This window comes from Mesorhizobium sp. C416B (assembly GCF_030323165.1).
Taxonomy (GTDB): domain Bacteria; phylum Pseudomonadota; class Alphaproteobacteria; order Rhizobiales; family Rhizobiaceae; genus Mesorhizobium.
The window spans coordinates 1,034,875-1,054,914 of the sequence record NZ_CP100471.1; the positions used below are offsets into that span (position 1 = coordinate 1,034,875).

Genomic DNA, 20,040 nt, shown 5'->3' on the forward strand with positions numbered 1-20,040 from the left:
TCTTGCAAACAGGCCTGTTATGTTCCAGATGCTTTTCGACGAGATCAAGGAGACGACGATGGCAGGCGGTTCCATTCCCCATTTCCAGAACGATGCGGGCCATCCGGCAATCGACATCGGCGTCAAGGAATTCATGTGCACCGGCGCCAACCCGCCCTTCGACCACCCACATGTGTTCCTCGACATGGGCGACGACAATGAAAAGGTCTGCCCGTATTGCTCGACGCTCTACCGCTATTCGGCGAAGCTGAGGGCGACGGAAACGCTGCCGGCTGGTTGCCTTTATATCGACCAGGCCGCCTGATCCTTCCGCGACAAGCCCGATGGAAGACATCAGGTCCCGGCAGGTCATAATCGCCGGGGCCGGCATCGCCGGGCTGACCGCTGCCCTTGCCTTCGCTGGACGGGGTTATCCGGTAAAGCTTATCGAACAGGCACAGCACCTCGAAGCGGCCGGCGCCGGCATCCAGCTTTCGCCCAACGCAACACGCATTCTTGGAAAACTCGGCGTGCTCGACCGACTGCTGCCCGCAGCGTTGCGGCCGGAAGCGGTCGTGCTCAAGGACGCCGGGACGCTGCGCGAACTGGCGCGGGTACCGCTCGGGCACGCCGCCGAAGCGCGCTGGCAGTCGCCCTATCTTGTCGCCCATCGCGCAGATCTGCAGGCAGCGCTGCTGGGGCAAATGGCCGAACGGCCAGAGATTGAGCTCATCACCGGCGCCCGCGTGACCGGCATCGTCAAAGACGCGCAATATGTCGCCGTGACCGCCGAAGTGGACGGCCGCGAGATCGAGGCACGCGGCAAACTGCTGGTCGGCGCCGACGGCGTCTGGTCGGCGGTCCGGGCGCAACTCGCAGGCGAGGACTTCGTCAAAAGCCGTTTTTCGGGCGAACTCGCCTGGCGGGCTACAATCGCAGCCGACGGTGCGGCCGGAGAAGCCTTTGCCGCGATCGGCGCCGCCGACTGCGTCACCACGTTCCTGCATCCTGGCTTCCACATGGTCGCCTACCCCGTCAGCAAAGGCCAGGCCTTCAATCTCGCCGCCTTCACCAAGGGTGAGCGCATGGCCGAAGGTTGGTCGGGCCATGCCGATCCCGCGATCCTCACGGCTGCCCTGCGCGGCACCGCGCCGGGCCTGACGAAGCTTGTGGCACTGGCCGGCCCATGGACGGCCTTTCCGATCCACACCGTCGAACAGAAGCGGTGGACGAGCCCGCAGGGCATCGCGCTGATCGGCGACGCCGCGCACGCGATGACGCCGTTTGCCGCGCAGGGCGCGGCAATGGCGATCGAGGATGCCATCACGCTTGCCGACGCTATCGCCGATTTCCCTGGCGATCTGCCCAGAAGTTTTCAAATCTGGGAAAATCTTCGGCGGCCGCGTGTCGCCAAGGCCGCGCGTCGTGGGGCCGTAAACCGCCTCGCCTGGCATGCTGCCGGCCCGGTGGCGATCGCCCGCAATCTGTTCCTGGCCATGCGCTCGCCCGACAAGCTCGCCGCCGACCTCGACTGGCTCTATGGATGGCGAGCGGACACTCGGCAGTCTAGATCGTCGACGTAGCGATCCTTCCCACTCCCCTCTGTCCTGCCGGACATCTCCCACGCAAGGGGGGAGATTGGATGTCGCCGTCGCCTTCGCCAAAATCGCCGGCGTTGCAGCAGGAGCGCGGGCAAAACGGCTGATCTCCCTCTTGCGGGGGAGATGGCCGGCAGGTCAGAGGGGAGTGCTGTCCCGCTGACTTCAAAAGATCCAACACTGTCGCGGTGCGATGAAGGACTGCTAGTTATAAAACCGCATCGACAAGCCCAGCGAGGCCGACAGCGGGTTCCACCAGCCGGTGCGCAGGCCGGCGGTGCGCAGGCCGGCGGCTGTCCAGGTGTTGCAGCCGACAAGCGCGTTGAAATGGCCGTTCGCCTCGAAGAAGCGGTCGAAGCTGGAATAGGCGGCGTTCTCGATGACGACCGGACCATGCGGCCCTTGCTGGAAACTCGCGTCGATATAGTTGAGCAGCGCTGCAAAACGTTCCTCATCGATGTCGAAACCGGTGACAGCAGGGTGCGGCTCGGCGATGGTCCCGGCGATATCGACATGCATGACCGAGGCGTCCAGTGTCAGCGCCTTGAGGACGGGCACTGCTTTCAGCTGCGACCAGCTCGGCGTCTCCAGATAGAAGGCCCGGCCGCCCCAGCCAAAGACGATGTAGCGCACTTCCGGGGCGTCGACAGGGATGCCGGCAGCGACCAGGAAATGGAAGCGCCGGCGCACCTCGTCATCGACTGGAATGGCGATGTCGGTGTGGATCGGATTCTCCAGCACCAGAATATGGCGCGTGCCCTCACCCGCCGCTGACGCCGGCCACAGCGGACGCGGCACCAGCGTGCCGAGCGCGGCAGCGAGCGCGACCACGATAATCAGCATGGCCACGAAACGCAGGGCTTTTCTCATGCGGCGGCGGCTTTGTGTTTCAATGGAGAAGATCAACCCCCCAGATAGCAAAAGAGCCCGGCCGCATTACGGCCGGGCTCTTTTGGTTCGCATGAAAATGCTCAGTGCAGGATCTGCGACAGAAACAGCTTCGTGCGCTCGTGGCGCGGATGGTCGAAGAACTCGGCCGGCGTGTTCTGTTCGACGATCTGGCCCTGATCCATGAAGATCACCCGGTTGGCGACTTTGCGGGCAAAGCCCATTTCGTGAGTGACGCACAGCATGGTCATGCCTTCCTCGGCCAGGCCCACCATCGTCTCCAGCACTTCCTTGATCATTTCGGGATCGAGCGCCGAGGTCGGCTCATCGAACAGCATGATGCGCGGGTTCATGCACAGCGAACGCGCTATCGCCACGCGCTGCTGCTGGCCGCCCGACAGCTGGCCCGGATATTTGTTGGCCTGTTCGGGGATCTTGACGCGCTTGAGGAAGTGCATGGCGATTTCCTCGGCCTGCTTCTTCGGCGTCTTGCGCACCCAGATCGGCGCCAGCGTGCAGTTCTCCAGGATGGTCAGATGCGGAAACAGGTTGAAGTGCTGGAACACCATGCCGACCTCGCGGCGCACCTCGTCGATCTTCTTGAGATCGTTGGTGAGTTCCTTGCCGTCGACGATGATCTTGCCCTTCTGGTGCTCTTCCAGCCGGTTGATGCAGCGGATCATGGTCGACTTGCCCGAGCCCGAAGGACCGCAGATGACGATGCGCTCGCCGCGCATCACCTTGAGGTTGATGTCCTTCAGCACATGGAACTCGCCATACCATTTGTGCATGCCGATGATGTCGATTGCGACATCGGTGGTCGAAATGTGCATCTTCTTGGCATCGACCTTGATCTCTTCGGCGCTGACGGCGTTTTCTATGACCATGGCAGGTTCCCCTTTTTGTTCTGTCTTTTAGCTATGATGCATGTCGTTGTCCCAAAACCGCTAAACACTTTTGGGCGACATGCATCAACGTTTGTGGCCGGTGTCGAGCCGGCGTTCCGTGTACATCGAATACCGCGACATGCCGAAGCAGAACAGCCAGAAGACGAAGGCTGCAAAGATGAGACCGGATCTCGCGGTCTGTGGGGTCGCCCAATTGGCGTCCGAGAAGTTCTGCTTGACGACGCCAAGCAGGTCAAACATCGAGATGATGATGACGAGGCTTGTGTCCTTGAACATACCGATGAAGGTATTGACGATGCCGGGGATGACCAGCTTCAGTGCCTGCGGCAGCACGATCAGCACCATCTTCTGCCAGTAGCCCAGGCCAAGCGAATCCGCACCCTCATACTGGCCCTTGGGGATCGCCTGCAGGCCGCCGCGCACCACTTCGGCCATATAGGCGGCGGCAAACAGCGAGACGCCGATCAGCGCCCTGAGATATTTGTCGAACGAAACCCCGGCGGGCAGAAACAGCGGCAGCATGACGCTGGCAAAGAACAAAACGGTGATCAGCGGGATGCCGCGAACGAACTCGATAAAGACCACGCACAGTGTCTTGACGATCGGCATCTTGGAGCGCCGGCCAAGCGCCAGCACGATGCCCATCGGCAGCGACACGGCAATGCCGACAAAGGACAGGCTCAGCGTCACCAGCAGCCCGCCCCATAGCTGGGTCTCCACATGCGGCAGGCCGAAGATGCCGCCGACCAGGAGCACGAACGCGATGATCGGCAATGCCAGGAATAGAAGAATGGCGTTCAACCCCTTGCGCGGCACGCGTGGCATCAGCAACGGCACCAGCAGCGCCACGAACAGGACGGCGACCAGGATCGGCCGCCAGCGCTCTTCCAGGGGATAGCGGCCAAGCATCAACTGGCCGAACTTCGCGTTGACGAAGGCCCAGCAGGCGCCTGACCAGCCGTCCGGCTGGATGCCGCCTTGCGCCACCGTGGCGCATACAGTCCGGTCCGGCCCCGTCCACTGGGCGTTGATGAAGGCCCAGTTGACGACGGGCGGCACGATCATCACCACCAGCGCAATAGCCACTACAGTCAGGATGACGTCGCCCACCGAACCGATCAGGTTCTTGCGAACCCAGGCCAAAGGCCCCCGCACGCCGGCCGGGGCTTGTTGAGCGAGTGCCATTTCGGTCCGCACCCAGGAGGTATCATGTTCCTGCATGGTCTTACCTCTCCACCAGCGCCATCCTGGCGTTGACCACATTCATCACCGCCGACGTCACCAGGCTGATGATGAGATAGACGACCATCATGATCAGCACACCCTCGACCGCTTGACCGGTCTGATTCAGCACTGTGCCGGCGATCGCCGTCAGGTCGGGGTAACCGATGGCAATGGCCAGCGACGAGTTCTTTGTCAGGTTGAGATACTGGCTGGTCAGCGGCGGGATGACGATCCGCATGGCTTGGGGAACGACGACAAGCCGCAGGATAGATCCCGGCCGCAGCCCCAGGGCGCCAGCCGCTTCGGTCTGACCCTTGCTGACGCCGAGAATGCCGGCGCGCACGATCTCGGCGATGAAGGAGGCCGTGTAACAGGACAGCGCCAAATAGAGAGACAGGAACTCCGGCCCGATCTGAAAGCCTCCGGTCAGGTTGAAGGTCGATTGCTTTGGAAAGTCGAAGCTCAAGGGAAAGCCGCTCAGCGAATAGGCCAGGAGCGGAAGGCCGACGATCAGCGCCGCCGAAGTCCAGAATACGGGAAACTGCTGGCCGGTTGCCATTTGCCGCTGGCGTGCCGTGCGCGCGACAAAAAAAGCCATGGCGATGCCGACAAGCAAGGCGACAAACATCAGCCAGGAGCCGTCGCCCCAGATAGCGCGCGGAAAATAGAAACCGCGTTGGTTGAGGAAAGAGCCGAACGGCAAATTGAAACTGTCGCGAGGCGCCGGCAGTACCGCGAGCACGCCTGAATACCAGAAGAAGATCACCAGCAGCGGCGGGATGTTGCGGAACACCTCGACATAGACCGTGCAAATCTTGCGAACCAGCCAGTTGCGCGATAACCGGCCGACGCCGACAATGAAGCCAATGATGGTCGCGGTGATAATGCCGGCAACGGCGACGATAATGGTGTTGATAAGCCCGACGACAATGGCCTGGCCATAGGTCGAATCAGAATCATAAGCGATGGGCCTGACTGGAATGTCAAAGCCTGCTCGGTTGTTCAGGAAGCCAAAACCGGAAGTAATATGCAGGCGCTGCAGGTTGACGATGACGTTGTGGACGATCCACCAGACGCCCGCCACCAGCAAGATGACAACCACCGCCTGGAAGAAAAACCCGCGGACTTTCGGATCGTTGATGAAGGAACCGCGGCTCGGCTCCTCGCGAAGAACTTCCTGCGATGCCATTGCTCATCCCCTGGAAAGAGAAACCGGAAGGCAGATGATCTGCCTTCCGGATCACATTTCGATCAGCGGATCGGCGGTGCGTATTGCAGGCCGCCCTTGGTCCACAGCGCATTGATGCCGCGCGCGATCTTCAGCGGGCTGCCGGTGCCGACATTGCGCTCGAACATCTCACCGTAATTGCCGACTGCCTTGACGATGTTGACGACCCAGTCATTGCTCACGCCAAGGTCGGTTCCGATCTTGGTTTCGGCTTCCTGACCGAGCACGCGCTTGATCTCCGGATTATCGGAGGTCTTCATCTCTTCGACATTGGCCTGGGTGATGCCCAGTTCCTCTGCCTGCAACAGGGCGAAGTAGGTCCACTTGACGATGTGGTACCACTGGTCGTCCCCCTGGCGTACGGCGGGGCCGAGCGGCTCTTTGGAGATGATCTCGGGCAGCACGACATGGTCGGCCGGCGCACTCAGCGTCAGGCGGATGCCATAGAGGCCGGATTGGTCGGTGGTGTAGACGTCGCAGCGGCCGGCGTCATAGGCAGCGTTGACCTCTTCCAGCTTTTCGAAGACGACCGGGTTGTACTCCATCTTGTTCGCCTTGAAGTAATCGGCGAGGTTGAGCTCGGTCGTGGTGCCGCTCTGCACGCAGACTGCCGCACCTGAAAGCTGCAGCGCCGAATTGACGCCAGGCAGTTTCTTGGCGTTGATCATGAAACCCTGGCCGTCATAATAGGTGACGCCGATGAAGTTCAGGCCAAGCGCGGTATCGCGATTGATGGTCCATGTGGTGTTGCGCGACAGGAGATCGATCTCGCCCGACTGCAACGCGGTGAAGCGCTCCTTGGCGCTGAGCGGCGTGAACTTGACCTTGGAGGCATCGCCGAAGACTGCACCAGCGACAGCGCGGCAGAAATCCGCGTCGATGCCTTTCCAATCGCCTTTGTCGTCAGGCGCCGAGAAGCCGGCCAGGCCCGTCGAGACACCGCACTGGATGAAGCCCTTCGCCTTGACGGTATCGAGCGTTGTCGCCGACGCGGCCGAAGCCATCCATCCAAGCGCAGCGGCACCGAGAATGCCAATTGCAATATGTTTCATAACCCACAGACCCTTTTCTGTTTTCAGGTAAACCCTGATCCTCAGGCAAATCCTGATCTTTTCCCGCGTGAACCCGGCTCCCATCCGGCTCATTCCGGAACCTCGCGTCGTAACCGACGCCCGGCCCCTCCCATTCACGAACTGCATCGAAGGCGATTATCTCTGTGAGGTCAAGGGAAATGACCGTTTCACGACAGCTTTGAAAACCAATTGCCGCAAATGCCTGAATTGCAGACAACAGCATCAGGAAAGCAGCAAGCCCCGCAAATAAAACCGGCAAAGTCCGTCGACGCTAATCCACATCCACTCATGAAATCCGCGGCTCTGGATCGCCACGCTTTCCAGACTATTCATGGGGGAATTGGCCTATGCAAAGGGCACCGCCTGGCGGGCGCCCGCTGTTGCACGGCCAATGCCGCCGCTCTATGGCTAGCGCTTTCACCACAAGGCGAAGAGAAATGGCGACTGACGGCAACGAAATGGGTATCAACACGCGGCTTGCCCATTCGGGCAACAATCCGCACGACTATTTCGGCTTCGTCAATCCGCCGATCGTGCATGCCTCGACCGTGCTCTATCCCAATGCGTCGGTGATGGCGGCGCGCAGCCAGAAATACACCTATGGCACACGCGGCACGCCGACCACCGATGCGTTGGCGCATGCGATCGACGCGCTGGAAGGCTCCGCCGGCACAATAATCGTGCCGTCGGGCCTGGCGGCGGTGACCGTCCCGTTGCTGGCGTTTCTCTCGGCAGGCGATCACATCCTGATTGTCGATTCCGTCTACCATCCGACCCGCAATTTCGCCGACACGATGCTGAAGCGGCTGGGTGTCGAGGTCGAGTATTACGATCCGCATGCCGGCGCCGGCATCGCCAGCTTGATCAAGCCGAACACCAAAGTCGTGTTTACGGAATCACCGGCCTCCAACACCTTCGAGGTGCAGGACGTTCCGGCGATCGCCAAGGCGGCGCATGAAACGGGCGCCATCGTCATGATGGACAACACCTGGGCAACGCCGCTCTATTTCCGTCCGCTCGACCACGGCGTCGATATCTCGATCCATGCGGCGACGAAATATCCGGCCGGGCATTCGGACGTGCTGCTGGGCACAGTGTCTGCCAATGCCAACTGCTGGAAGCAGCTTTGCGAGACGTTCTACACGATGGGCTGCTGCGCCGGCCCCGACGACGTCTACCAAGTCCTGCGCGGCCTGCGCACGATGGGCGTTCGGCTGGATCACCATCAAAAGAGCGCGCTTTCGATTGCCACCTGGCTTGAAGGCCAGCCCGGCGTGGCCCGCGTGCTGCACCCGGCGCTTCCCAGCCACCCCGACCACGCGGTGTGGAAGCGTGATTTTTCCGGCTCGAGCGGCATCTTTTCCATCGTGCTCAAAGGCGGCGGCCAGAGACAGCAGCATGCCTTCCTCGATGCGTTGAAAATCTTCGGTCTCGGCTATTCCTGGGGCGGCTATGAGAGCCTTGCCGTGCCGGTCTTCCTCGGCGACCGTACCGTCGCCAAGGGCCCCTATGACGGCCCGCTGATCCGGCTGCAGATCGGGCTCGAGGATGTCGAGGACCTCAAGGCCGATATCCTGCGCGGGCTGGAAGCGGCCGCTGCGGCATGACACCAGCAAACTTGCGAAGCTGATTCCGCTGGTCGCCCAACCCGTTGAAAGGGTTGGCGAGCGACTTTCGCAGGCGATCGACGTCGCAAAGCCGCTCATGGGTCGACCAAGCGCAATGTTATTTCCCCAATGCGCGCTTTTTCGGATCGGTTTGACTTTCAAAATCGTCGGTCCAACGCCATTGCAGGCGCTGCGCGCACAATTCCAGCCTGACTGAGCTTGCCATGGCCTTTCGTCTCTTTGTCCCCATTCTCGCCGGCGCGACGCTGCGCGAGCGCCTCATCGCCTGCATCGGGGCGATGATCGGCATTGCGCTGACCGGCGCGATCGGCGCGCTGGTGCTTGGCAATGGCCCGCATGTGCCGCTGCTGGTGGCGCCGATGGGGGCGTCGGCGGTGCTGCTGTTTGCGGTGCCTGCAAGCCCGCTGGCGCAGCCATGGTCGATCATCGGCGGCAATACAATATCGGCGCTGGTCGGCGTGATCGTGGCCCATTTCGTCCATCAGCCCGTTCTCGCCACGGGCATTGCCGTGGCGATGGCGATCGCCGCCATGTCGTTCTCGCGCTGCCTGCATCCGCCGGGCGGAGCCGCCGCACTGACCGCCGTGCTCGGCGGGCCGGCCGTGATCGGTGCGGGCTTCCTGTTTCCGTTCGTGCCGGTGGCGCTGAACTCCATGATGCTGGTCGCGCTCGGCTATGCTTTCCACAGGCTGTCGCGACGCAGCTACCCGCATGTGCCGGCCCCTGCCCCGAAAAGCACGCACGGAACCATCGATCCGCCGGCTCAGGAGCGCATCGGCTTCCGGGCCGAGGACATCGATGCCGCGCTGGCTGCGCTCGACGAGACCTTCGACATCGACCGCAACGATCTCGAACAGCTGCTGCGACAGGTCGAACTGCAAGCGCGATGCGCGCACACCGAACCATGTTGTGCGAGGACATCATGTCCCGCGACGTGATTTCGGTCGATGAACACGCGTCCGCCGATCGGGCGCGTCATCTGCTGCTCGACCACAATATCCGCACGCTGCCGGTTGTCGACAAGGACGCCAGGCTGGTCGGCACCGTTGGATTAAGGGAATTGGCGCGAGCCGACGAAGCCGTCGGAAGCGTTACGTCGACAGCGTCGACCGCCGCCGCCGGTACGCCCGCCATGGCCCTGCTACCGGTGCTCACCGACGGCCGCACCCATGCAGTCATCATCGTGGACGGGGACAGCCGCATCCTTGGCCTGATCACGCAGACCGATCTGCTTGCGGCAACGGCACGAGCGCAGGCTGCTGACAAGCCGCTGGCGGAAGCAGTATTCTAGGCGCCGTCGGAGCCGGGCGAAAATGGCCGGGAACCTTTTGCCGGCGATGTCATCCAATGTCTTGATCGAGGTTTCGAACGGGGATTGGATCGAGGAACTGGCCATGCCTGCTATGTCTCTACCAATGCCCACTGCTGCCTCAAGCGAGATGCTTCTCGTGCGCCGCGCGCTGGCACGCGAAGGCAACGCCTTCCGCATCATCATGAAGACCCATAATCAGCGGCTCTATCGCATCGCTCGCGGGGTGGTGCGCAACGATGCTGAAGCCGAGGACATCGTCCAGGAGGCCTATGTCAGAGCCTTTGCCCATCTCGATGCCTTTCGCGGGGAGTCCTCATTGGCCACCTGGCTGTCGCGCATCGTCATCAACGAGGCGCTCGGTCGTCTGCGCAAAAGGCGGCGGACGGTGGCGAAAAACCCGCAAGCCGAAATCATCCAGTTCCCCCTCAATCCCAGCGACGATCCGGAGCGGACGATGGCGCAGCGGCAGATCCTCGAGTTGGTGGAACGGGCGACCGACAGCCTACCCGATGTTTATCGGACGGTGTTCGTGGCGCGGGTTATCGAGGGGCTCAGTATCGAGGAGACCGCCGAGCTGCTTGGCGTGCGGCCGGAAACCGTCAAGACAAGGCTACACCGCGCCCGCGCCCTGGTACGCAAGGCACTCGACGACCAGATCGGGCCGGTGCTGCTCGACGCCTTCCCGTTTGCCGGCCGGCGCTGCGACAGGCTGACCAGCGCCGTCATGCAGCGGCTCGGCCTGGAGAGCTGATCATCGGCTGATTTGGCCGATTTCCCCGGGAACGTTTGCCGCCGCTGCGCATCCAATGACCGTCAACTGAAAAACATGGCCCGGCGCGATCCCGCGTCCGGGCGAAGGAGATGCCATGCTTACCCGACACACCGCCGCCCTCGCTGCCTTGCTGCTGCTTGGCGCTGCCCCGCTCGCACAAGCCGCCGACAAGCCGACGGACCCGCAGATCGCCCACATCGCCTACACGGCAGGCGTCATCGATGTGGAAGCCGCCAAGCAGGCGATCAAAAAATCGAAGACCAAGGAGGTCGTGGATTTCGCCAACGACATGGTGCGCGACCACGAAGCGGTCAACGCGCAGGCACAGGAACTGGTAAAGAAGCTGAAGGTGACGCCGGAAGACAACGCAACCAGCCAGGCGCTGACCAAGGCTGCGGCCGAGGAGCGGGCGAAGCTCGCCAAACTCGACGGCGCAGCCTTTGACAAAGCCTATGTCGACAACGAGATCGCCTACCACAAACAGGTCGACGGCGCGCTTGAAACCCTTTTGATCCCATCGGCCAGTAATACCGAGTTGAAGAGCCTGCTGGAGACCGGCCTGAAGATTTTCCAGGGCCATGAACAGCACGCCGAGCATGTTGCAGGTATGCTGAAGTAAGGACCAGGCCATGTCGAAACGGCAGCTGTGGATTGCACTGGCGCTGGTCTTCGGGACCTCACCCGTGCAGGCCGAAACCATCCAGGTCACCATCGACAAACTTGTCTTTTCGCCGGCCACCGTCGACGCGAAGGTCGGCGACACGATCAAGTGGGTGAACAAGGACGTGTTCGCACATACGGCTACCGTCAAGGGTGGCTGGGAAGTGATGATCCCGCCGAAGACAACAGCGAGCCTGAGCCTGCGGAAGGCGGAAGCGGTCGAATATTTCTGCCGCTTCCACCCCAACATGAAAGGTCATGTGGCCGTGACGGCGCCTTGATCCCGGTCCGCAAGCCCGTCCTGCTGCGTTGAGGCTCGCCTGGCTTCATCCGGCCGGGTGATGTGTGTCGACGAGCCGTCACAGCCCGACTGGCGCCGTGCGATCCAGGCATCCAGCCCTTCGCGCAGATCAGCGGTCGGAGCCATGCGGGCGAACTGCTCGGCCTCGACAGCCAAGCCTTCCGCGATGCTCTGGTTCAGGCCCCGCGCCACTGCTGTGAGGATTGAGGCAATTGCTGCAGGAGAATGCCTGGTCATGCGCCGGGCAAGATCAATTGCGGTGGACATCAGCTCCTCATGCGGCACCACCTGGTTGACGAGGCCGAGTTCGACGGCGCGCGGCGGCGGGAACCAATCGCCGGTCAACAGCAGCTCGAGCGCCCGCTTGCGCCCTGCCAGTCTCGGAAGCCGCTGCGTGCCGCCGAAAGTAGGCGGCATTGCAAGGTTGATCTCAGGCTTGGCGAACAAGGCGCGGTCGCTGGCGATAGCGAGCGGCACGGCTTCGGTGATCTCGCAGCCGCCGCCGAAGGCGATGCCGTTGACGGCGGCGATGACGGGCTTGCGGAATGCCTCCAGCCTTGCCGTCAGCCGCTGTCCGCGCATAACGAAGTCGCGCAGGGCAACGTCGACGCCGATGGCCACGCTGCCTGAGAATTCATGGATGTCGCCGCCGGCGGAGAAGGCGCGCTCTCCTGCTCCAGTGAGGATGACGGCGCGGATGGCATCGTCGGTCTCGGCGGCATCGAGGAGCGCAAGCAGGCGATCAATCAGCGCATAGTTCAAGGCGTTGAGCTTTTCCGGCCGATTAAGTGTGAAGATGGCGATCCCGTTGCGGGCCTCGGTGACCACAAGCTCGGTCATGTCTTTTCCTTCCCTGTGTTTGTCGACGGAGAGGATCAGGCTTTCGGTTGTATGTATATTCACTAGTCGGTATACTTGCGTATGAGCGAAGCACCAAGCCCTACCCGCAAACGCATTGTCGATGCCGCAACGAAGCTGTTCTATGCCGAGGGGATCGGCCGCGTCAGCGTCGATGCAGTGGCGGAAAAAGCCGGGCTGACCAAGCGCACGCTCTACTATCATTTCAAGAGCAAGGACGATTTGATCGCGGCCTATCTCGACGGTCGCGACCAGCCGAACCTCAAGCAGATGGCCGGCTGGTTCGAGATGACCGAAGGCGATGTCGAGCGCAAGGTCGAGGCGATTTTCACCAATCTGGCGCGCGTGGCGAAGCACCCGAAATGGAGAGGCTGCGGCTTTCTGCGCACGGCAGCCGAACTCGCTTCCATGCCCGGACACCCGGCCGTTAAAGCGGGGGCGCGGCATAAGCAGAATTTCGAGACCTGGCTGGCCGGCGAACTCACAGGCCACGGCGTCGACGAGCCGCAGACCCTGGCGCGCGAAATCGTGCTTTTGATGGACGGCGCGTTCTCGATCATGCTGATCCACCGCAACCCCGACTATGTCGAGGCCGCCGGACAGGCCGCTGCAACGCTGGTTCGGGCAAGGTCAGGATCGGCGACTATCCGCTAGAGCGTTCACCGTTTAGTGGAGACGGCGAAACACGCTATCTCTTTGTTTTGACGCAATTCCGGACGGAGAACCGCTTCACATTTTTCGTGGAGTTGCTCTAGAATCCAGCCGCCAGCCATGCCGTGCCGACGGCAAGGGTGAGCAGCGTCAGTGGCAGGCCGACCTTGAAGAAGGCTGAGAAGGACAGCTGCGTGCCGGCCGCCCGCGCCTGTTCGGCGACGATCAGGTTGGCGACCGAGCCAAGCAAGGTGAAGTTGCCGGCCAGCGTCGAGCTCATCGCCACCACCAGCCAGGCACGCCCGGGATTTTCAAGGCCGGGTATGAATGGCCGCAGCGCCAGCACGGCCGGAACATTGCTCATGATGTTGGAGAGCACCGCGGTGAGGCCCGATAGGCGCCAGACGTCGTCCAGCCCGAGGTTCTTGGCCGAGGCGATGATGTCGGGCGTCAGCAGCGTCTTTTCGGCGCCGGCGACAACGATGAACAGGCCGGCGAACATGAACAGCAGCGGCCCGTCGATCTCGCGGTAAATGCGTGCCGGCTTGATGGCGCGGGTGAGCAGCAGGATGGCGCCGCCGATGAGCGCTGCCTTGGCAACCGGAACGCCGGCGAAGAAGGCGATGGCCAGGCCAATGCAGACAACCACCGCCTTCAGCACCTGTCCCGGCAGCATGCGGCCGCGATAGACTTCCGGGTTGAGATCGGCGGTGCGGGCGAATTCGGCGCGGTAGACGATGCGCACGATGACGACGACCGCGACGAGGCCGAAGAGGGCAACCGGCGCCAGGGCGGCCGAAAAGGCCGGGTAGGAAATTCCCGACAGCGCGCCGATGACCATGTTCTGCGGGTTGCCGGTGATGGTGGCGACGCTGCCGCAGTTGGACGCTGTGGCGGTGGCGATCAGATAGGGAATGGGATTGCGGTTGATGACACGGGTGACGTGGACGACGATCGGCGCCATGACCAGGCAGATGGCGTCGTTGACCAGGAACGCCGACAGCACGCCGGTCAACAGCGTCACCATCACCAGCAGCACGAAAGGCGCGTGTGCATGCTCGATAGCATAGGCGCCAAGCGCCCGGAAGGCGCCGGACACCTTCAGATGCGCCACCACGATCATCATGCCGAGCAGCAGCGTAATGGTGTCGAAATTGATGGCGCGATAGGCATCTTCCATACTGAGTGCGCCGATGGCGATCATCGCCGCACCCCCCAGCAAGGCGATCCCTGCCCGGTCGAGACGGAGGCCTGGAATACGCCCGATTGCGACGCCGGCATAAGTCAGGACAAGGATCAAAAGTGCCGCTGCGCCCATCAATGTCATTGGCAGACATCCTTGTCCAAACGAACCGACGCAGGAACGGACTGTTCCCGCTCAGGCATTTGCCGGGCAGCTTTAACGCCGCTCCAGCAAAGCGAAAGCCTATAACGATCCGAATGCGAAAATCGGTGGGCAAAATCGGGTCGACCGATGCCGGGAGCAACCGGAGCTTGATCTTGAGACGGCCGAAATTGGGAATGAGACACGCGCGGCGGACTGCCGGTGGCCTGAGATTGCCATCCGCGAAACTTCCCCCTCGGGAGGCTCGCGGCTTATGTAATTAAATTCTAATTTAGGCTTTCCGGGTATGGATAGCTTAGCCATATTTCGGCCTTGGGGTTTCAGATGGTCCAGGTTCTTGAGAGGGAATGCCGTGTCTCGGAAAACGAGGCTCTGCTGGCCCGCCCGATGGAATGTCCACAATGCCACGGAACCCGCAAGGTGTTTGTCTGTGCCCGGTGGGCGAGCTCGAACGGCCATTGCTGCCCTGGAGGAACACACCGGCTCAGGTGCCCCGGTCACAGCGTCACGTGCATGGAGTGCGAAGAGAACCTTGAGCGTATCTGAAAGCGATCGCGACCATTTCCTGTTCGGAAAACGCAAAAAGCCCGCTCCGGCGAACCGGAGCGGGCTTTGCAACCATACGCCAAGAGTACCCTGCTGAGACCAGTACCCTGCCGAGAGCCGACCCGCTTTGCGTTTCCGCCACCGCAATAAATTGGTAGCGGCACTTCCAGAAAAAGCGATTGTTGGCTAACCGCCGTCGAATTACTCGCCCGACTGGCCGTCGCCAGTCACACTGCTGCCCAGAATTCCAAAGTCCTGAGACTTAGTTCCTTGTCCCGCAGTCAGGAATCCATCCGCATCCAGGCCGCGCCGCAGCAGTTCCCGCACTGCCGCGGACCGGCTTGGCATGCGCTTTTCGAAGCGCCAGTTTTCCAAGGCAGCCAATTCCTCGGCTGTCAGCATGATCTGCAGTCGCTCGGGTCGTTCCAGGTCGGCCATTCGCGCCTCCAACCGTCAAGACCAAAAAATATGGTGAGTTAGTATGTGCCTCAATTGCAGTATAGCTAGGGGTCCCCGTGCAGCGCGTCAAGAGAGGCTGATGGGTGACTCACATACAAGACCAACGATGAGGGATATACGCCGATAGCACAACCAGTGCAGTCTTCTAACTATTTGATTTAGTTGAGAATATTTTATATTCTTCTTGCCATCTGAAGGTCGTTAGCGCATCTTGATCACGACGGGACAACCGGCTCCTGAAAGGAAGGTTTCCATGCGCTACGGATATTCGGCTCGGCTACGGGAGGATCTCAATTCACGGGTCCTGGGCGCGCTGCGCTCGCGCGGAATGGTCAATATTGCGGTGGTTGCCGAGGACATACGATTGCGTAACCTGGACGAGAACGTCGCCCTTGAAGACGTCGAGCGGCTTGTGATGCAGACGGCCCAACTCTACGGCGCGGTGATGGAGTTGGACGGACTGACCTCCGTCGAGGCGGGGAGATTGACTTCGCTTGCCGACGATAAGCACGAACTGCCTGGCATCGGCAATTCCGACACCACAGGCGGCCAAACCGCTCCCCTGCTGGGATTGTCCTAGGCGCGACCCTCTCTTCAATCGACAAAATCCGCGAGAGAGATTTGGACCGAACTCAGCGGCGCTTTGAGCGCGCCCAGACGACGCCTTGTTCCCCAAATTCCAGTTGTCCGGTGCCGCTAAGCGCTTGTGGCGCAACCCGCTGGAGGACGACGGAGCCAAAACCGCGGCGCGTCGTCCCACTCAGGTTCGGCGGCCTCGTTGTAGAACGTGATGCGGCCCCGTGTGTCGATGGTGTAGGCTGCAACGGGCAACGCTCCCAACAAACTGGCGGGCCCGACACCTGGGATTCCAATCCCCGCATGTTGGATGACGTATTTCCCTACCCCAAATTCCCCACCTGCTCGATTTGCCCGTTCCGCGGTAGCTGAGATGCACGTGCGAGGTTTCGGTTCCCGTCGTCCCCTTGGGACGGCAATTGTTCTCCTCAGAAAAGGCGATCACCCGCCGGGCGGCGCCGGATCTCAGGGCTCGCGCAAATGTCGACAACGAAGCGCAACTCAGGCCGTCTTTGTCGGAAGGTCGTCAACCCGAGGCGGTTCTCCCGTTAGCCCCGCCTGACGCCAGCAACAAGTTGCCTGGGACTGTGTCGCCGATGGCAAACGACAACATTGCGGCAAACAGCCCTGATCGGCATCCAGCTTCAAAGGCCGCGGAACGTTGTTTCGCGGCCTTTACGCTGCGCCGATGGCTTCGCATCGACAGGAACCAATCAAGGGCCAGAGCGTTTGCCGCTGCGTACTCTTCTCAGACGTAGCCAGACGGAGTGAGGGACATGGCTTCATCGGTACTTATCGGCATTCTAATCACTTTCCTGGTGATCATCCTGGTGCTCTATCTCATCCAGCGTCTGCCGCTCGATGGCCGCACGAGGCAGATCGCGCAGATCGTTGTCATCATTATCGGCATCATTTCGCTGTTGAAATACCTGGCCGTATTTTAGGATAAGGATCGCCATGACATCCCAAACAACCGCATGGATCATTGGAACGGCGTTGTTTGCAGCAACAAGCACGGCCTACGCCCGACCCGACACGCGTTCGATGAGCTGCGAGGAGACGCAGCACCTGATCCAGAGCCATCACTCGGCGGTGTTGACGACCGGCCGGAATACTTACGATCGCTATGTCCGCCAATACGGCAACGAGTGCGACTGGCCGGAGGTGCCGGTCGCTGCCTCCGTTCCGACACGTGATGGCCAGTGCCGTGTCTATTGGTGCCGGGAACCGGTGTTCGATTTCCCGAACTGACATATCCAGCAGCCTTGCGGCGGTCGTTGCCATGGCGCTCCCGGGTTCAGACGATGCATTGCGCGAGGCGACATGGAACCCTTGCGCCGCGCGTGAATTGATTGTGCGCATGGCGCTGCAAGATGTAGCGGTGTGATGCCCAACCAGATGGAGGAGCGGTCATGCCCAATGATACAAGGCGGAGCGGCAGCTGCCTGTGCGGCGGCATCCAGTTTTCGGTGACGGGAGATCCCTTTCGGATTGGCCTTTGCCATTGCAAGGGGTAGTGTGCTGAGAGTTCTGCAAATTCGCTGAGAGGGGCGGTCATGGCAGGCTGGTGATTGTTCACGTCACCTGATTCCCGCGAAGGAACGCCACCATGACCAAGACTGAAGTTAAGACCGCCAGCGCTGCCGTCAAAGACATTCTGCTTTCGAACCCGGATGGATTGCACGAAGTGATCCGTGCGGTGATGCAGGAGGTGCTTGAGGCCGAGATGGACGAGGCGCTGGGTGCCTCGAAGAGCGAGCGCACGCCCGAACGGCTTGGCTATCGCTCGGGCTATTACGGCCGCACCCTTGTGACGCGGGTCGGCAAGCTCGAGCTGCGGGTTCCGCAGGACCGGGCCGGGCGCTTCTCCACCGAGCTGTTCGAGCGCTACCAGCGTTCCGAGCGGGCCTTGGTGGCGACACTGGCGGAGATGTATGTGCAGGGCGTGTCGACCCGCAAGGTGAAGGCGATCACGGAAGAACTGTGCGGCCATGCCTTCTCGGCCTCGTCGATCTCGGCCATCAACAAGCGGCTGGACGAGAGCCTCGCTGCCTTTGCCAGGCGCCCCCTTCAAGAGCCGTTTCCTTACCTCATCCTCGATGCGCGCTACGAGAAGGTGCGTGAAGCCGGTGTTGTCATGAGCCAGGCGGTGCTGATAGCGGTCGGTATCGACTGGGACGGAAGGCGCCAGATCCTGGCCGTGGAGATGGCCAATCGCGAGAGCCGCTCGGCCTGGAGGGACTTCCTCGTCGGCCTCAAGGCGCGCGGCCTCAAGGGCGTCGAGTTGGTTGTGTCCGACGATCACGCCGGCCTGGTGGCAGCGATCGGCGAGGTGATCCCCGAAGCCGCCTGGCAACGCTGCTACGTGCACTTCCTCAGGAACGCGCTCGATCATCTGCCGAGGAAGCACGGCGACGACTGCCTGCAGGAATTGCGCTGGCTCTACGACCGGCGCGATCTCGCAGAGGCCAGGGCTGATCTTGCCGCATGGCTTGCCAAATGGTCGGCACGCTATCCGCGCCTGACAGGCTGGGCCGAGGATGCCATCGAACAAACCCTGACCTTCTTCAGGCTGCCCAGACAGCACCACAAGCATCTCAAATCCACCAACATGCTGGAGCGGCTCAACGAGGAAATCCGCCGGCGCACCTATGTCGTGCGCATCTTCCCCAACACCGAAAGCTGCCTGCGCCTGGTCAGGGCCTTGGCCGTCGAGACCAATGAAAACTGGATGGAGGCCAACCGATACATCAACATGGACGACCTGCGCGAGCACAAGAAGCTCGCTCTGCGCCAAGCCGCATGGCCAGCATCATGGCTGCCCCATTTTGCAGAACTTGACGCACACAACCTTGCAAGGACTGCCGCAAGGCTAGCGGGTCGGCTTTTTCGGCGTTTGCAGTGTGGCCGCTCGAGGCGTTCGAAACGACGGGTATCGTCAACAGCTACGGCGACAGAAGTTTTTGTCCCACCTGCGGCGGCCGGGTCCCTTTGGTTCGTGAGAATGAGGTGGAAGTGACGATTGGCAGCCTCGATGAGGTGCCCACCGAAGGGCTGGAGCCCAGCTATGAACTCTGGGTCAATCGCCGTGAGCACTGGTTGCAACCCTTGCCTGCCGCCCGGCAATTCGAGCACGACCGGGTCGATGACGAGCCGACAAACCGGACAGCCGAACTGATTTCTGACGGTGTCGAGACGCCGTCTAGCTTGCCGCAACGCAAGTCGGCCTAGCGCGAGCGGCGCAGACAGCCGGCAGGCAGGAAATTCATTCTCGAAACCGCCCGATGCCGACAGGGCCGGGTCCGACAACATTTCACCCGGTAGAAGCCAAACGCAAAAAGCCCGCCTTGGCGTCAAGCCAAGGCGGGCGGTAGATCATCCGGCCTGCGCTGCCGTGGAACGATGGGTTGGCCAAAGCCCTGGGCTGAGACCCGGTGCCGTTTGTAACCGGCGATTGACTACGGAGCGGCCCGGTCAGCTGGAATTCGTCTTGTGGTTGCAACGATGCTACGTTTTGTTTGGAAACGAGAGCTTAAGGCCACGCAATATCGTTACGTCAACTATGCTGTCCAAGTATCTCGTGGTGTGAACTGAAGGAATCTTCCTGTCTTGTACAAAAGAACGCTTTGTTTATTTTCTTTCCGTCACATAGTGTAGCGAATCTTGAAGCCGGAAGGGGCGGCTTTCATGCAGCCAGCGCCTTCGCAGGATCGCGGTCCGCACGTGCAATATCCACTTCACGGCAATCTTCATGCAAGCATAGTCAGCGCAAAGTTCATGCGCAGACATTGGGGGGCACCAATGGACCAGCCGAGCAAAATGGAGAACCTGCAGTTCGCGCAAGGGATGCTGCGGGAGCTTCGGCAGAAAGCCGAAGCCGACGGCCAGAAGCTTCTGACCTACCTCATCGACATGGCCTACCTTGAAGCCAGCGACCGCATCCGTGCACATTGGGTCGGCAATCACGAGCCCGAAAACCGCAGGGCCAAGGGGTAGTGTCAAGGGGTAACCCGAAACGGGGCTATGGTTGCCCC

Annotated in this window: 21 protein-coding genes and 2 pseudogenes; 15 read left to right on the top strand and 8 right to left on the bottom strand. The window is 61.4% G+C overall.

What is annotated here, in order from left to right:
- Positions 1-58: 58 nt before the first annotated feature.
- Both NLY43_RS05235 and NLY43_RS05240 read left to right on the top strand, forming a co-directional pair.
- Positions 59-304, top strand: coding sequence for a zinc-finger domain-containing protein (locus NLY43_RS05235; RefSeq protein ID WP_023705697.1), 246 nt, complete (start codon positions 59-61; stop codon positions 302-304).
- 19 nt (positions 305-323) lie between these two features.
- The gene (locus tag NLY43_RS05240; protein WP_023712731.1) at positions 324-1,562 is read left to right on the top strand and encodes an FAD-dependent monooxygenase; all 1,239 of its coding nucleotides are present in this window, start codon (positions 324-326) and stop codon (positions 1,560-1,562) included.
- A gap of 219 nt (positions 1,563-1,781) precedes the next feature.
- On the opposite strand, the gene NLY43_RS05245 is transcribed toward NLY43_RS05240, so the two are convergent.
- The 5 genes from NLY43_RS05245 to NLY43_RS05265 form a co-directional block, all read right to left on the bottom strand.
- Complete coding sequence (locus NLY43_RS05245; protein ID WP_023712730.1) at positions 1,782-2,447, bottom strand: TIGR02117 family protein; 666 nt, start codon at positions 2,445-2,447, stop codon at positions 1,782-1,784.
- Positions 2,448-2,548: 101 nt separating this feature from the next.
- A complete protein-coding gene (locus NLY43_RS05250; protein WP_023671483.1) occupies positions 2,549-3,352 on the bottom strand; it encodes an amino acid ABC transporter ATP-binding protein in 804 nt (267 codons plus the stop codon).
- Positions 3,353-3,436: 84 nt separating this feature from the next.
- Positions 3,437-4,594 carry an amino acid ABC transporter permease gene (locus tag NLY43_RS05255; protein WP_023700666.1) on the bottom strand — a complete coding sequence of 386 codons (1,158 nt, stop codon included), beginning with the start codon at positions 4,592-4,594 and terminating at the stop codon, positions 3,437-3,439.
- A 4-nt stretch (positions 4,595-4,598) separates the two neighbouring features.
- Entirely contained in the window at positions 4,599-5,786 is a 1,188-nt protein-coding gene (locus tag NLY43_RS05260; RefSeq protein WP_023700667.1) for an amino acid ABC transporter permease, read from the bottom strand.
- A 62-nt stretch (positions 5,787-5,848) separates the two neighbouring features.
- The gene (locus NLY43_RS05265; protein WP_023671480.1) at positions 5,849-6,877 is read right to left on the bottom strand and encodes an amino acid ABC transporter substrate-binding protein; all 1,029 of its coding nucleotides are present in this window, start codon (positions 6,875-6,877) and stop codon (positions 5,849-5,851) included.
- Between the two features lie 458 nt (positions 6,878-7,335).
- Here NLY43_RS05265 and NLY43_RS05270 point away from each other — a divergent pair, with 458 nt between their 5' ends.
- The 5 genes and pseudogenes from NLY43_RS05270 (at position 7,336) to NLY43_RS05290 (ending at position 11,551) form a co-directional block, all read left to right on the top strand.
- A complete protein-coding gene (locus NLY43_RS05270) occupies positions 7,336-8,505 on the top strand; it encodes a cystathionine beta-lyase (protein WP_023700668.1) in 1,170 nt (389 codons plus the stop codon).
- Positions 8,506-8,729: 224 nt separating this feature from the next.
- Positions 8,730-9,817, top strand: a pseudogene (locus NLY43_RS05275) (HPP family protein).
- Positions 9,818-9,920: 103 nt separating this feature from the next.
- On the top strand, positions 9,921-10,589 hold the full coding sequence (locus NLY43_RS05280; RefSeq protein ID WP_023705692.1) for an RNA polymerase sigma factor: 669 nt from the start codon (positions 9,921-9,923) through the stop codon (positions 10,587-10,589).
- 115 nt (positions 10,590-10,704) lie between these two features.
- Entirely contained in the window at positions 10,705-11,229 is a 525-nt protein-coding gene (locus tag NLY43_RS05285; RefSeq protein WP_023712727.1) for a DUF4142 domain-containing protein, read from the top strand.
- Between the two features lie 10 nt (positions 11,230-11,239).
- Positions 11,240-11,551 carry a cupredoxin domain-containing protein gene (locus tag NLY43_RS05290; protein WP_023712726.1) on the top strand — a complete coding sequence of 104 codons (312 nt, stop codon included), beginning with the start codon at positions 11,240-11,242 and terminating at the stop codon, positions 11,549-11,551.
- On the opposite strand, the gene NLY43_RS05295 is transcribed toward NLY43_RS05290, so the two are convergent.
- The gene (locus tag NLY43_RS05295) at positions 11,527-12,411 is read right to left on the bottom strand and encodes a crotonase/enoyl-CoA hydratase family protein (RefSeq protein WP_023712725.1); all 885 of its coding nucleotides are present in this window, start codon (positions 12,409-12,411) and stop codon (positions 11,527-11,529) included. The two genes, NLY43_RS05290 and NLY43_RS05295, sit on opposite strands and share 25 nt — an antisense overlap.
- An 81-nt stretch (positions 12,412-12,492) precedes the next feature.
- On the opposite strand from NLY43_RS05295, the gene NLY43_RS05300 reads away from it, so the two are divergent.
- The gene (locus NLY43_RS05300) at positions 12,493-13,083 is read left to right on the top strand and encodes a TetR/AcrR family transcriptional regulator (protein WP_023705688.1); all 591 of its coding nucleotides are present in this window, start codon (positions 12,493-12,495) and stop codon (positions 13,081-13,083) included.
- Between the two features lie 97 nt (positions 13,084-13,180).
- On the opposite strand, the gene NLY43_RS05305 is transcribed toward NLY43_RS05300, so the two are convergent.
- Positions 13,181-14,407: an anion transporter gene (locus tag NLY43_RS05305; RefSeq protein WP_031199686.1), complete on the bottom strand. Its 1,227-nt coding sequence runs from the start codon at positions 14,405-14,407 to the stop codon at positions 13,181-13,183.
- Between the two features lie 765 nt (positions 14,408-15,172).
- Positions 15,173-15,409, bottom strand: a complete 237-nt coding sequence (locus tag NLY43_RS05310) for a hypothetical protein (protein WP_023684337.1) — start codon at positions 15,407-15,409, stop codon at positions 15,173-15,175.
- 274 nt (positions 15,410-15,683) lie between these two features.
- Between NLY43_RS05310 and NLY43_RS05315 the strand changes: the two genes are divergently transcribed.
- The 7 genes and pseudogenes from NLY43_RS05315 to NLY43_RS05340 all read left to right on the top strand — a co-directional run bounded on the left by NLY43_RS05315 (position 15,684) and on the right by NLY43_RS05340 (position 20,002).
- Positions 15,684-16,010 carry a hypothetical protein gene (locus tag NLY43_RS05315; RefSeq protein ID WP_023712723.1) on the top strand — a complete coding sequence of 109 codons (327 nt, stop codon included), beginning with the start codon at positions 15,684-15,686 and terminating at the stop codon, positions 16,008-16,010.
- A 772-nt stretch (positions 16,011-16,782) separates the two neighbouring features.
- Positions 16,783-16,950 (top strand): Thivi_2564 family membrane protein, encoded by a 168-nt coding sequence (locus tag NLY43_RS05320; RefSeq protein ID WP_023671469.1) that lies wholly within the window; start codon positions 16,783-16,785, stop codon positions 16,948-16,950.
- Between the two features lie 13 nt (positions 16,951-16,963).
- Entirely contained in the window at positions 16,964-17,257 is a 294-nt protein-coding gene (locus NLY43_RS05325; protein ID WP_023713698.1) for a hypothetical protein, read from the top strand.
- Between the two features lie 161 nt (positions 17,258-17,418).
- Positions 17,419-17,523: a GFA family protein gene (locus tag NLY43_RS32695; RefSeq protein ID WP_502882153.1), complete on the top strand. Its 105-nt coding sequence runs from the start codon at positions 17,419-17,421 to the stop codon at positions 17,521-17,523.
- A gap of 92 nt (positions 17,524-17,615) precedes the next feature.
- A pseudogene (locus tag NLY43_RS05330) lies at positions 17,616-18,809 on the top strand (IS256 family transposase); the annotation flags it as partial.
- A 98-nt stretch (positions 18,810-18,907) separates the two neighbouring features.
- Positions 18,908-19,237 (top strand): GFA family protein, encoded by a 330-nt coding sequence (locus NLY43_RS05335; protein ID WP_023713538.1) that lies wholly within the window; start codon positions 18,908-18,910, stop codon positions 19,235-19,237.
- A gap of 570 nt (positions 19,238-19,807) precedes the next feature.
- Positions 19,808-20,002: a hypothetical protein gene (locus NLY43_RS05340; RefSeq protein WP_023689885.1), complete on the top strand. Its 195-nt coding sequence runs from the start codon at positions 19,808-19,810 to the stop codon at positions 20,000-20,002.
- Positions 20,003-20,040: the final 38 nt, after the last annotated feature.